The 13,320-nt window shown below is 68.2% G+C and carries 9 protein-coding genes and 1 pseudogene; 5 read left to right on the forward strand and 5 right to left on the reverse strand.

The genetic code is table 11. The features are described from left to right. Positions 1 to 43: 43 nt before the first annotated feature. From DFJ64_RS14865 to DFJ64_RS20250, 3 genes and pseudogenes are all read right to left on the reverse strand, one after another. Positions 44 to 1,636, reverse strand: coding sequence for a glycosyltransferase family 39 protein (locus tag DFJ64_RS14865; RefSeq protein ID WP_245941144.1), 1,593 nt, complete (start codon positions 1,634 to 1,636; stop codon positions 44 to 46). After that, positions 1,626 to 2,921: a glycosyltransferase gene (locus tag DFJ64_RS14870; RefSeq protein WP_115851000.1), complete on the reverse strand. Its 1,296-nt coding sequence runs from the start codon at positions 2,919 to 2,921 to the stop codon at positions 1,626 to 1,628. Before DFJ64_RS14870 ends, DFJ64_RS14865 begins: the two co-directional genes overlap by 11 nt. Positions 2,922 to 2,994: 73 nt before the next feature. Next, positions 2,995 to 3,357 (reverse strand): annotated as a pseudogene (locus DFJ64_RS20250) (GtrA family protein); the annotation flags it as partial. A gap of 500 nt (positions 3,358 to 3,857) precedes the next feature. Here DFJ64_RS20250 and DFJ64_RS14880 point away from each other — a divergent pair. Further along, complete coding sequence (locus DFJ64_RS14880; protein WP_115851002.1) at positions 3,858 to 4,505, forward strand: response regulator; 648 nt, start codon at positions 3,858 to 3,860, stop codon at positions 4,503 to 4,505. Further along, the gene (locus DFJ64_RS14885) at positions 4,502 to 6,130 is read left to right on the forward strand and encodes a sensor histidine kinase (RefSeq protein ID WP_115851003.1); all 1,629 of its coding nucleotides are present in this window, start codon (positions 4,502 to 4,504) and stop codon (positions 6,128 to 6,130) included. The genes DFJ64_RS14880 and DFJ64_RS14885 overlap by 4 nt, the downstream gene beginning before the upstream one ends. A gap of 122 nt (positions 6,131 to 6,252) precedes the next feature. On the opposite strand, the gene DFJ64_RS14890 is transcribed toward DFJ64_RS14885, so the two are convergent. Further along, positions 6,253 to 7,407 (reverse strand): glycoside hydrolase family 5 protein, encoded by a 1,155-nt coding sequence (locus DFJ64_RS14890; RefSeq protein ID WP_245941145.1) that lies wholly within the window; start codon positions 7,405 to 7,407, stop codon positions 6,253 to 6,255. 55 nt (positions 7,408 to 7,462) lie between these two features. Further along, positions 7,463 to 7,771 (reverse strand): response regulator, encoded by a 309-nt coding sequence (locus DFJ64_RS20255; RefSeq protein WP_425452192.1) that lies wholly within the window; start codon positions 7,769 to 7,771, stop codon positions 7,463 to 7,465. A 451-nt stretch (positions 7,772 to 8,222) separates the two neighbouring features. Between DFJ64_RS20255 and DFJ64_RS14900 the strand changes: the two genes are divergently transcribed. From DFJ64_RS14900 to DFJ64_RS14910, 3 genes are all read left to right on the forward strand, one after another. Beyond that, positions 8,223 to 10,037 carry a glycoside hydrolase family 3 protein gene (locus DFJ64_RS14900; protein ID WP_115851006.1) on the forward strand — a complete coding sequence of 605 codons (1,815 nt, stop codon included), beginning with the start codon at positions 8,223 to 8,225 and terminating at the stop codon, positions 10,035 to 10,037. 102 nt (positions 10,038 to 10,139) lie between these two features. Then, the gene (locus tag DFJ64_RS14905) at positions 10,140 to 11,489 is read left to right on the forward strand and encodes an exo-beta-N-acetylmuramidase NamZ family protein (protein ID WP_115851007.1); all 1,350 of its coding nucleotides are present in this window, start codon (positions 10,140 to 10,142) and stop codon (positions 11,487 to 11,489) included. Position 11,490: 1 nt separating this feature from the next. Further along, the gene (locus DFJ64_RS14910; protein ID WP_115851008.1) at positions 11,491 to 13,305 is read left to right on the forward strand and encodes a serine hydrolase domain-containing protein; all 1,815 of its coding nucleotides are present in this window, start codon (positions 11,491 to 11,493) and stop codon (positions 13,303 to 13,305) included. The last annotated feature ends 15 nt before the right edge of the window (positions 13,306 to 13,320 follow it).

Below are 13,320 nucleotides of genomic sequence, written 5' to 3' on the forward strand. Positions count from 1 at the left end.
CATGTGCTCCTTGCCCCACACCCGTGCCGTCGAGGCGTGCTCCTCAGTCTCCGATCTTGTAGACCTGCAGATGGATGTCGCCGCGGTGCAGCTCCCAGACCACCCGTCCGTGCAGGTCGATCGCGTCAAGAATCCATTGCTCCTGACCTCCGGCGTTGTTGCGCTCCATCGCCGCGCGCATCTTGTTGGAGACCACGACGTAGTCGATGTTTCGCCAGCTGCGCCGAAACAGCTTGTCGCGCACGTCGGGGTCGGACGCGGCCTTGAAGTGGGAGTGAGCGCGCGGGAAGTACGGCTCACGGTCGTGCAGCGCGGTCCATATGTCGTCGTCGATGATCAGGCGAGAGTTGGTCGGGATGTTCTCCCGCACCCACCGAATCTGCTCCTCCTGGAGGGGCGTCACCGCCAGGTGGTAGAGGTCGTGGGCTTCGAGCTGCCGCTCGGTGTTGCGGGTGATGAAGTACCCACCGGGGATGAGAAGCGCCGCGCTCACCACCCCGACCGTCACCGCCGTTCGGGCCGACCGCGGTACCCGTTTCATCAGCGACCCGTACAGCAGGCCGATGTTCATCGCCAGGACCGGAATCAGCGGGACGACGTAGAAGTCGAGCAGGATGCTCCCGCGCACCATGTAGAAGCCGTAGCCCAACGCCATCAAGGCGGCGACCAGGTAACCGGTCCGGCGCTGGCGGTCCTGTGACCACAGCATCAGGACCCCCACGACGGCGATGGCGCCGAGAACCAGGATGTACGGGTCGCGGGCGAGCCAGCTGTTCTCCATGAGCCGGAGGAACAAGTTCCGACCCTCCGGACCGCTCCGGTTGATCTGCCACCAGATCGTGTAGAGCAGCGACACGTGGTTCGCCGGCGGACTGTCGAGGTCGAAGTTGAAGCCGCTGGGGATCAGCTCCTTCTTCAGCTGCGCGAACGCCAGGTACATCGCGATGGGGGCGGAGAGGGCGAACCACCAGAAGCTCGTGACGAATCGACGGTTGCCACGTCCGCGCGCGTAGCGGTGCACCATGTACGCCAACGCGGGCACGAAGAAGATCGCGTTCTCCTTCGTCACGATCGCCAGCCCGAACGCCAGTCCTGCCGCCATGGCCGTCACCACCCGCTCCCTGGAGCGGGCGACGAGCCAGACGGCCAGGAGCAGCCACATGACCATGAGGTTGTCGAGAAGGACCTGGCGCTGGTAGTAGACGGCCAGGGGCGAGACGTTGAACAGGAAGCAGGCGGCGAAACCCCCGAGCGCCCCACCGCCGAAGCGACGGACGATCCCGAACAGCAGGCCGGAGCTGATGACGTGGGCGATGAGCATCAGCACCCGCATCGTGTTGATCTCATTGCCGAAGGCCTGGAACTGGCCGGGGAGGACGTTGGCCCAGGCCGCCATGAGCAGCCATCCGGCCGGGGCGTGGTCGTAGAAGTAGGTGTACGGCGAGAGCGTGCCCTCGCGCACCACCGACCAGGCCTGCTGGACATAGATGCCCTCGTCGGTGATGTACAGCGGGTAGCGGAACATGTTGACCCCATGGGTCACCGCTCCACTGACCAGGGACAGCAGCAACAGGCCGTTCCCCGGCCGCCGCAGCCACAGGGCGACCCGCTCGGACATCGACACGTCAGGCGCCACCGCTCACCGCCTTCCCCTCGGGTATCGCTCGGTGCGCGCCGAGGTGCGTGGTCTTCTCCCAGTTGCCCTGGCCCGCGAGTTGCCGGCGTACGGCGCGCACGGCCGCGTAGGCGAGAACCATCTGGTAGGGCAGCCAGGTCAGGATCATCTTGATCACGGTTCCCGAGGAGTACGTGAGTCCGTGTGCCTCGGTGAACTCGCGCAGGCCCACGATCGCGGTCACCAGGTGCGCGATGAGGAGGAGGACGGGAAGCAGCGAGAATAGGGCCACGCCGACCGGTGCGTGGAGCGCCACCATCATGATGAGCGCCGCGGGAGTGTAGAGACCGACGATCGCCTGAACGTAGGGAAACGCGAGCGTGTAGCAGGCGAGGAAGCGTTGGTGCCGTGTCGGCATCTGCCGCCAGACGCCCTTCCGCAGGGTCTGCATGAAGCCCTGGTTCCATCGCGTGCGCTGGCGGATGAAGCTTCCCAGGGTCGGTGGGGTCTCCTCCTTGGTGACGTACCGGTCGTCGTAGACGACGCGGATCCGCTCGCCGAGCGCGCTGATGCGCAGTCCGATCTCGGCGTCCTCGGTGAGGTTGTTCTCGTCCCACCCGTTGACCGACAGCAGAAGCTCTCGGCTGAAGAAGCAGGTGTTGCCGCCGAGTGGGGTCGAGCCATACCGGGCGTGGTGGTGGAGCCGGCTCTTGAACCAGAAGAAGTACTCCAAGACGTTGAACGTGGAGTACCAGTTGGAGTTGTAGTTCATCAGCTGGACGCCGGCCTGGACCACGTTGACGTCCTCGGTGCACATCACCGTGTTGACGACGTTGAGGATGTCCGGATGCATCTCATCCTCTGCGTCGAAGATCGTGACGACGTCGCCTTCGGCGTACCGCAGGGCGTGGTTGAGCCCATGTGGCTTGTTGATCGGTTGATCGTCGAAGATCACCAGTTCGGCGTTGTAGTAGCCCTCGGCGCGCAGCTCGTCGATCTTGTCGGCGGCTTCCTGGATGGTGCCGGTGTCGTCCGCGGAGCAGACGACGAGGACCTGCAGCAGAGAGGACGGGTAGTTACTCCGCACGATCCGCTCGATGGTCGCCGCGATGACCGCTTCCTCGTGCCGAGCGGGAACGATCGCGGTGAATGACAGGTATGGTTCGACGAACTCGTCCGGAGCTCTCGCCGGCTGCTCCGTCTCCGGCTGGTCCCAGGTGTAGAGCATGAGGTAGAGAACGTGCCCCGCCTGGACGCTGAGCACCAGCGAGATCACGACGAGACCCGCGTAGATCAACGACTCCATGGGGCTTCCCGTTCCATATCCACGTGGTGCTGACGGTGAGGTTGATGACGAGCGCGGTGCAGATACCCACGAGGTTCGCCACCAGGTAGAACAGGCCGAGCCCGACGAGCACCTTCACCACGACGACATTGACCACCAGGGCGACGAGGGCGGTCCCGTTGAACTTGAGGAACCGCGACAGCGCAGGCCGAGAGCCGAACGTCCAGATCTCGTTGACCGCGTAGTTGTGCACGATCGCCGCTTCGACCGCGAGCCCGGTCGCCGGAACCAGCCGCATTCCGCCGACACCGTGCAGCAGGTAGAGCACGAGGTTGTTGACACCGACGCCGAGTAGTCCGACCAGGCCGAAGCGCCAGCTGCGGTGGTCTCGAACCAAGTCCAGTGGCCAGCGGTACCACGCCTGGCGCCGAGGCACCTTCGTCGCGCGCGTGCCCATTCACCCGTGGCCCTCCTACTCGGATTCCTTCCATGCAACGCAATCCTCTGCGTCGAGGGAGCGCTTCACCTCCCGCCCGGATCCGCGATTGGCGCCCCGCTTCGGGGGAGTGGGCGTCTCCTACCTCGGGGTGAGCGGCCACCGGTCGACAGTCCCGGGCGAGCGTCGAGTGCTGGATGGGACATGGCGCAGGGTGGGCGAGAGCGTGTGGTCACGCTCGAAGCCGGTGATCAGACGACGTCCCCGCCTGACGCACGCGATCGGTTCGAACGAGGTTGTTGCGCCGAGACCGGACGCAACGGGCAGGTGCGGCAGACACCCAAAGGCGTGGCCGTGGAGATGGTCTATGGGCCCACAGAGGAGGGCCTTCGTCGGGAGTCATCTCTTCCCGCGAACCGGGGAAGGTCTCAGGTGACGGCCACTAGCCTCCTGAGAGGCGCGTCGACGCCGCGTGGCGGTCGACATGTGGCAGGAGCACGGGGGGGAAGGGGGGGTCGAGCATGCCTGTCCGCTTGCTGATCGCGGAGGACCACGCGGTCGTCCGGCAAGGCCTGGAGATGTTCCTGAAGCTGGACGACAGCGTCGAAGTCGTCGGTGAAGCACGCAACGGCCGAGAAGCGGTCGAGCTCGCCCATAAGCTTTCGCCCGATGTCGTGCTGATGGACTTGGTGATGCCGGTGATGGATGGCATCAGCGCGACTGCGGCGATTCGGCGTGACCTTCCGGATGTCGAGGTGGTCGCACTCACCAGCTTCTTGGAGGATCACCTCGTCACCGACGCGTTGCGGGCCGGCGCTATCGGCTACCTGCTCAAGGACACGGACGCGGAAGGGCTGCGCCGCGCGGTCGCGGCGGCCGCCTCCGGCCAGGTTCACCTGTCACCAGCGGCCGCGGCGCGCCTGGTGAGGGAGATGCGGGTGCCGAGCAATCCGGACCCGCTCACCAGGCGGGAGGTCGAGGTGCTCATCCTGCTGGCACGTGGCCGGTCGAACAAGGAGGTCGCGCGCGAGTTGTCCATTGGCCAGCAGACCGTCAAGACGTACGTGAGCAGCATCTTGAAGAAGCTGAACGTCCAAAGCCGCACCCAGGCGGCGTTGTACGCGGTGCAGACGGGGCTGGTGTCCACGTACGAGCTGGCGGAGACATGACGGGTGCGCGAGATGTCGCGCGCGCCGTGGACGACCGCGTGATTCGCGCGGCGGCAGAGGTGAACGCGGCGGTGCGCGACGGCCTCGACGAAGACACCGTCCTCGGGCTGGTGGCCCGGCGGGTTGGCGCGATGCTCGGGGCGCCGGCGTGCCTGGTCATGACCGTGGAGGATGACGAGACCTTGGTGGTGCGAGCGGCCGCCGGTCCCCTGGCGGAGGCGACACGCGGGATGCGGATCCCAACGGTCGACACCTTCGAGGGGGAGGTGGTACGACACCAGCGCAGCATCCGCCTGCCGGATGTCGGGGGTGACGGCGACGCCGCCAGCGTTCTGCCACCGATGGTCCGTGCCGTCCTGGCGGTTCCGGTGCCCGGCTACGGTCGGCCCAGCGGCGTCATCGAAGTGGGGGATGTCCATGGCCGCCGCTTCACCGCCGACGACGCCGACCTCGTCGGCCTGTTCGCCGCTCACGTCGCCGTGGTGGTCGAGCACGAGCGTGCCGGCGCGGACCTGGAGCCCCTCGCCGACTCGTCTCCACCGGGCGCGGAGCCGTTGCCGGTGACGCTCGACTCGTTGACGAGTAGCGTCGTGGCGACGACGGGAGCCTCGGCGTGCGCGGTCGACCTGCTCCACGGGGACGCGCTTCGGCGGGCGTCCGGACACGATGTCCACCGGGTCCTCGACCGTGAGCTGCTCGCGGATGTGCACGACGCGGCGCGGCAAGCCGTCTCGGCGAAGTCCCCGGTGATCCGCAGGCGGGGACGAGACGGGAGTCTCGTGCAGGCTGAGCCGGACGGTCGCGCCGGCGAGGTCCCGACCGAGGCGCCCGGCGGCGCGCTGGTCTGCGTCCCGTTGACCTCGCGTGGGGGTGCGGTCGGAGTTCTCTACGCCGCGTGGCCCCCGGGACCCGGACCCACCGAGCTGGAGCTGGCGTACCTGTCGGCGGTCGCCGGGGAAGCGGCGACCGCTGTGGACAGCTCACACCTCGTCGCGGCGGCTCAGGAGAAGGCGACCCAGGAGGAGCGTCAGCGCCTGGCGAGGGAGCTGCACGACTCGGTGTCCCAAGCGTTGTACGGCATCGCGCTGGGCGCGCGGACGGCGCGGCAGACGTTGCGACGCGCGCCCGAGCAGGCCGACCAATCGCTCACCTACATCTTGTCGCTGGCCGAGACAGGGCTCGCCGATATGCGCGCGCTGATCTTCGAGCTGCGCCCGCAGGCGCTCGCCGAGGAGGGTCTCGTCGTCGCCCTCCACAAGCAGCTGGCCGCGTTGCGGGCTCGCCATGGCTTGGTGACCGAGGCGGAGCTGGGGTCTGAGCCGGCCGGCACCCTCGCGGTGAAGCAGACTCTCTACCGGGTGGCTCAGGAGGCGCTGCAGAACGTCGCGCGGCACGCGCGGGCGAGGAGGGTCACGGTGCGACTGTCCGCGAGCTCGACCGCGCTGGAGCTGGAGATCAGCGACGACGGGTCCGGTTTCGACCCGCGCGCGGAGTTTCCCGGCCACCTCGGCCTGCGCTCGATGCGGGAGCGGGTGAGCGAGATCGGCGGGGTCTTGAACCTCACCAGCGAGCCCGGCAAAGGGACCACGGTGCGCGTGCGCGTGCCGAGCGGACTGTGGCCCTGAGGGAGGGTGAGTGACCAAGGGCGCGAGCATGGAAACAAGCATGGAAACAAGCATGGAAACAAGCATGGAGAAGGGGCCTCCCCGCGCGGCGCGGCGAAGAGGCCCCTTCGGTCTCGGTGTCCTTACCGCTGGTCAGCGGCTGGTGTGTGCAGGCGTGGCGCCTGGTAGGTCTTCAGCAGCTCCAGCTTGTCCTTGTGGACGGTCTTCCAGTCGTCCCGGAGGACACCACCGGTGTCACCGGAGTTGGGGTTCCAGGACCAGTAGGTGTAGCTGATCCCGTTCTTCTTCAGGTAGTTCAGCAGCTCCCGGTGCCAGATACCCTCCGTGGTCTTCGGGCTCACCGAGCGCCCACCGAACTCACCCAGCAGAACCGGAGCGGTGCCTTCCTCGGCGATGTAGCCCCAGTGCCGCTTCCAGATGCCCGGCATGTTCTTCGGGAAGTCCTTGTCGCTGAACCAGGACTGCTGCCACACGCCGGGACCGTAGTCGTGGGCGGAGTAGACCAGCTTGGCCGGGTCGGACAGCCGGACCGGGTGCTCCTTCACACCCATGAGGTTGCCGCCCCACCAGTAGTAGTCGTTGTCGTAGGCCTCGATGCCCTCGACGACGATGAGCCAGTTGGGGTTCACCTTCAGGATCGCGTTACCGGCGCGCTCGGCGGCCAGTCGCCAGTCGGTGTCGCGGTCGCCGCTACCCCACGTGGCCTCACCACTGGGCTCGTTGTGCAGGTCCGCGCCGATGACCAGCGGGTTGTTCTTGTACCGCTTGGCCAGCATGGTCCAGTCCTGGATCCAGCGCTCCTCGCTGACCTGCTCGTTGTACCAAAGCTTGGTCTGCGACTGCGCCGTCGGACGGTGCCGGTCGAGCAGCACCATCAGGCCGCGGTCGGTCGCGCCCTTGACGATCCGGTCCAACAGGTCGACGCCACGTAGCCCCTTGAGGTCGGGGTTGAGGCTGTAGTTGATGCCGGTCGGCTTGCTGTCGGCGTCGAACATCTCGTTGGTGTACGGCAGCCGGATCGTGTTGAAGCCGGACGAGACCATCTGGTCGAGCATGCTCTCCCAGTTGCGCGCCCACAGGCCGTGGGGCGCGAAGGTCTCCGTCTCGAAGCCGAACCAGTTGACGCCAGTGAGCACAACCTCGCGACCGTGCGCGTCGACGAGCTTCGATCCCTTGGCGCTCAGCGGTCCGGAGAGCGCCTTGTCGCTCTTGCCGCTGCCGAGGCTAGGGGTGTAGGGGCCGACCAGGGACGCGACGAGAGCCGCCACCACGAGCACGGGAAGCACGATAGCCGCGATCTGGCCGATAATCGGAAGCTTTCGGAACCTGGAACTAAGCTGGGTCAGCATGCTCCTCCAGTAGGACGGTGATGAGGCTTTCCGCGCCAGAACACTTGCTGACGTGGCGGTGAAAGCCGGCGTTGGCGGACCGACGCAGCGCGTCGGCGTCGTCATAGCTGGACCACGCCACGGTTCGAATTGACGGGTCGTGGCGAGTCAGGTCATTGAGGATCGTCGGATAGGTGCCCGTCGACTCCAGGTCGAACAGAACGACGTGCGGATCGCGGGAACGCGCCAGCTCCAGGACCTCGTCGGCGTCGTGCGCGACGCCGACGAGGTCCAGCCGCGGCTCTTCCGACACCAGGTCGACGAGCGCTTCGAGCAGCTGCGGCTGGTTACCGACGACGGCGATTCGGCACTTTCGAATTTGATTCCTCCTGAGTCGGCGTCGATTTCCGTCGAACAACGTACTGAGCCGCTACTGGAGGAGTCGTCGTACGCGAGTGCGAAATTTCTCTGGGTCAACCGAGCTGATTTTTCCGTGCAACCGATGTCGGCCAAGTGACGTCATACAAATGGACGCGACGCGGTCTCGTCCAAATGGACGAGTCCCGGCCGGCTCCGTGGGCGTCACCGGTGGCCGAAGCGGTGCGGGTACGCGGAGGGCTCCGGGCGTCACTCACGCAGCGCGGGCTCCTGAGCACGTGTGGTACGCGGCGCCGTTGACCTGGGTGGTTCGCGTGACTACCTTCCGTTGGCGAGGGTCGCTCCCGTAGGAAGTTTTCGTACCGTTCGCGCAGCCCGGAGGACCGATGACGACCTCGCCGCCCTTCACGCCACGCCGCCGCAGCGTCGTCCTCGGCGCCGCGGGCGCGCTCGCCGGAATCGCGACCGCGGCGGCCCCCGCGCACGCCGGAGGTTTGGCGAGGGCGGCCGGCGTGCGCCGCTGGGTGGAGGAGACCCTCCAGCGCATGTCCGTGGAGGAGAAGGTCGGACAGCTCCTCGTGACCCACGTCTATGGGGCCGACGCGCACACTCCGGACAGTCGGAACACGTCGGAATACGGCGTGGCCACCGCCGCGGAGGTGGTCGCGAAGTACCGCCTCGGCGGGGTGTGCTACTTCACCTGGTCGGACAACATCGCCGACCCGCGCCAGGTCGCCCGGCTCTCGAACGGCCTGCAGGAAGCGGCGCTCACGAGTGGTGCCGGCGTCCCGCTCCTCATCTCCACCGACCAGGAGCAAGGAACGATCGTGCGGGTCGGGCCGCCAGCCACCCAGTTCCCGGGGAACCAGGGCTTGGCGGCCGGTCGCGACGTCGCGGCGGCACGTCGAGCGGCGGCCATCACCGGTCGCGAGCTTGCCGCGCTCGGGATCAACCAGGACTACGCGCCGGTCGCCGACGTCAACGTCAATCCGGCCAATCCGGTCATCGGGGTCCGGTCATTCGGCTCCGATCCCGCGCTCGCGGCCGCGTTCACCGCGGCGCAGGTCGCGGGCTACGAACGGGATGGTGGCGTCATCGCGACGGCGAAGCACTTCCCCGGGCACGGTGACACCCAGGTCGACAGCCACGTCGGAATTCCCGAGATCCGGCACACCCGCGAGGAATGGGAGCGGATCGACGCACCGCCGTTCCGCGCCGCCATCGAGGCGGGCATCGGCGCGGTCATGACCGGCCACCTCGTGTTTCCGGAGCTGGACCCCTCGGGTGATCCGGCCACGCTCTCGTATCCGATCATCACCGGCCTGCTCCGCGAGGAGCTCGGCTTCGACGGCGTGGTGATCACCGACTCACTCGGCATGCGCGGCGTCCGTGACAAGTACGGCGACGACCGGGTCGTGGTGCTGGCGATCAACGCGGGTGTCGACATGCTGCTGCGCCCGCCGCAGTTCGACCTCGCGTACCAGGCGCTGCTCGAGGCCGTCCACAGCGGCGAGATCAGCCCGGAACGCCTGGACGAGGCGGTCGGGCGCATCCTCCGACTCAAGGCCGAGCGCGGCATCGTCCACGACCCGTTCGTCGACGTCGACCAGGCCGCCGCCCGTGTCGGCACGCGCGCGCACCTGGCCCAGGCCGACCGCATCACGGTGGCGACCACCACCGTGGTGAAGAACGACGCCGGATTGCTGCCGCTCGCGCCGGGTCCGCGTGCGGTGCTCGTCACCGGTGCCAGCGCTGTTCCCGTCGCCGAGTTCGCAGCGGCGTTCGCCGCGCGCGGGGCCACGCCGACGACTCATCCGACCGGCACCCAACCGTCCGACTCCGCGATCGCCACGGCGGTCGCGCGCGCTCGAGAGAGCGAGCTTGCCCTCGTCGTGACGTACAAGGCCTGGGACACCGAGGTCACCGATCCCCAAGGGCGGCAGCGGCGGCTGGTCGGTGAGCTCCTCGCCACCGGGGTTCCGTTGATCGTGGTCGCGGTGCACGACCCGTACGACATCGCCCACGTCGACGAGGCTCCGACGTACCTGGCGACGTACGCGCCCAACGCGGTGGCGACCCAGGCCGCCGCCCGAGTGATCTTCGGCGAGGTCGCCCCACGCGGGCGCCTCCCCGTCCCGATCCCACGCGCGGACGACCCCGCGCAGATCCTGTACCCCTACGGTCACGGCTTGACCTGGTGAGCTCCTCGCCGTCATGGTCGCCTTGACGACGGTGACCCCAAGGCGGAGATGCGGTCGCGTCGACCAGGCGCGGCCAGGCACGCTGAAACGGAGGAACGACGGATGACCTCCCACGAGACGAACATGACGAGCCGCCGGGCTCTCCTCGGCTCCGCGGTCGCCTCCGCGGCCGCCGGTCTCACGCTGGGGTCCACCGCGGCCCACGCCGCTGACGACGAGCCGGCGGGTGCCACCCGGACCGCGGGTGAGCGGAAAGGCCCGCCCTCGCGGGTGATGACCGGCGCTGAGGTCGCCGCGGCGCGCGGCTGGTCGATGTTGAGGGGCAGCAAGGTCGCCGTCTTCAGCAACCCGACTGGCATCCTGCCGGACACGACGCACATCGTCGACGACCTCGCGCGTCACGACGACCTGGAGATCGTCGCCGTGTTCGGCCCGGAGCATGGCTTCCGCGGCAGCGCACAGGCCGGTGGCTCCGAGGGTGACACCACCGACCCGCGCACCGGGCTGCCGGTCTACGACGCCTACGGCGCCAGCCAGGAAAAGCTGGCGGAGATGTTCACCAAGTCCGGGGCGGAGACGATGGTCTTCGACATCCAGGACGTCGGCGCCCGCTTCTACACCTACATCTGGACGCTCTACAACTCGATGGTCGCGGCGGCCCGGCTGGGCATGCGCTACGTGGTCCTCGACCGACCTAACCCGATCGGTGGGCGAGTGGACGGTGCGCTCATGACACCCGGCTACACCTCCGGTGTGGGGTTGAAGGAGATCGTCCAGCAGCACGGCATGACCGTGGGCGAGCTGGCCCGCTTCTTCAACGGCGAGTTCCTGCCCGAGGAGGCCGGCCGCCAGGTCGACCTGACCGTCGTCCCCATGAAGGGTTGGCGCCCCGACCTCCGGGCCCAGCAGTTCGACCTGCCGTGGGTTCCGCCGTCCCCCAACATGCCCACGGCCGACACGGCGCTCGTCTACGTCGGCACCTGCTTCTTCGAGGGCACCAACGTCTCGGAGGGACGCGGGACGACTCGGCCGTTCGAGATGATCGGCGCTCCCTACCTCGACTACCACTGGGGCGACCGGCTCAACGAGCTCGGCCTGCCGGGCGTGGTGTTCCGGGAGGCCTACTTCGTCCCCACGTTCAACAAGTACGTCGGCGAGACGTGCGCCGGCGTCCAGGTCCACGTCACCGACCTGCACGCCTTCGAGCCCATCCGGACCGCGGTCGCGATGCTCGTGGAAGCCAAGCGCTACCCCGAGTTCGCCTGGCGCGAGGACTCCTGGGATCCCGAGCGGCCGTACTGGATCGACAAGCTGTCCGGGTCACCGCGGCTGCGGACCATGATCGACCAGGGTGCGAGCGTCGACGAGGTGGTCGGCGCCTGGGCTGAGGAGGTGCGGGAGTTCGACCGTCGGCGCAAGCCGTACCTGCTCTACCCGGGACGGCGGCACTGAGATGTCGGTACGGTTCTGGCGTCCGCTGCCGCGGCGCCTCCGCGTCGGCGCGGTGGTCGCAGTGCTGCTCGCGGGGTCGCTGGCGGGGCTGGTCCACGACACGCCGGCCACGGCCGTCGCCGTGCCCAGCGATCAGGTGACCTCTCACGGACCGGGAGCTGGACGCGGGCACGGACGGGGTTTCGACGAGCCGGCGGTAGGCTTCGCGCCGCCGTCGACGCGGCTCGTCCCCGCGACACCAGAGGAGGTTGGTCTGAACACCGCCGAGATCGAGGGAATGCTCGCCGACCTGCGCGCCTACCTGGAGGCGCCCTCGGACGGACGGCCGCTCTACCCCGGCGCCGTCGTGCTCGCCGCGCACGACGGAAAGATCGTGGTGCACGAGGCGATGGGGCACGCCGTCAAGTATGCGGACGCCAACGGCACCGAGCTGCCGGCTGACCAGCAGGTGCCGATGCGGCCGGACACGATCTTCGACATGGCGAGCATCTCCAAGCTGTTCACCTCGATCGTGGTGATGCAGCAGGTGGAGGCCGGCCGCATCGACCTCGACGCGCCCGTGGCGTCGTACCTGCCCACCTTCGCCACGAACGGCAAGGAGTCCATCACCGTTCGTCAGCTGCTCACGCACACGTCGGGTCTGCCGTCGTGGAGGCGGCTGTGGGACTACCCCGACCGGGAGTCCCGGATCCGCGCGGCGCTCGAGGTGGCCCCGAAGGCGCCGCCGCAGACCCTCTACGAGTACTCCGACCTGAACCTCATCACGCTCGGCGTGCTCGTCGAGAAGGTCAGCGGCAAGCCGCTCGACGTGCTGGTGCGGGAGGGCATCACCGAGCCGCTCGGCATGGTGGACACCGGCTACAACCCGCCCGCCGCCAAGCTGGACCGGATCGCCGCGACGGAGTACCAGACCGATCCGCCGCGTGGCATGGTGCGGGGCAGCGTCCACGACGAGAACGCCTGGTCCCTCGGTGGCGTCGCGGGGCACGCGGGGATCTTCTCGACTGCGAACGACCTCGCGATCCTGGCGCAGACCATCCTGAACGGTGGCACCTACCAGCGGCAGCGGATCCTGCGGCGGGAGTCCGTCGCCCAGATGCTGGCCGACTACAACGAAGCGTTCCCGGGGCACGCACACGGGCTCGGGTTCGAGCTCGACCAACGCTTCTACATGGGGGCGTTGTCCGCTCCGTCGACCGCCGGGCACACCGGGTTCACCGGCACCTCGATCGTGATCGACCCGCTGTCGCGGTCGTTCGTGATCCTGTTGACGAACCGCGTTCACCCACGGCGGGAGTGGAGCAACGTCAACCCGGCTCGGCGAGTCGTCGCCGACCGTCTCGCGCAGGCGCTCGCGGTCACCCCGCGGCGTGGGCGTACGGCGTGGTACACCGGGCGGGACGACGCCACCACCGCGACCCTCACGTTGCCGGTGCGACTGAGGACTGACCGCACCCGGCTGGCCTTCGATCTGTTCGTTGACACCGAGGACAGCGACCGACTGACCTTGGAGATCTCCCGCGGCGAGACGTGGGAGCCGTTGCCGTTCGTCGTCGCGAGCCGTGGCCGGGTCAGCGAGCACGACGGCGTGATCTCCGGCTTCACCGGACGGGTGTGGCAGGTGGCCCGTGCGGAGATCGACGGTCCTCCGGGTGAGGTGCGGATCCGCTGGCGGTTCACGAGCGACCCTTCGCAGCGCGGTCGGGGGGTCTATGTCGACGGCGTCCGCCTGGGTGATGCCGAGGGCACGCTGTTCGACGGTGAGCGGGAGCCGGACGCGTTCCTCGCGGACGGTTGGGTTCAGGCGGACCGTTGACCGCCGTCCCATGGC

This window comes from Thermasporomyces composti (genome assembly GCF_003386795.1).
Classification (GTDB): Bacteria; Actinomycetota; Actinomycetes; order Propionibacteriales; family Actinopolymorphaceae; genus Thermasporomyces; species Thermasporomyces composti.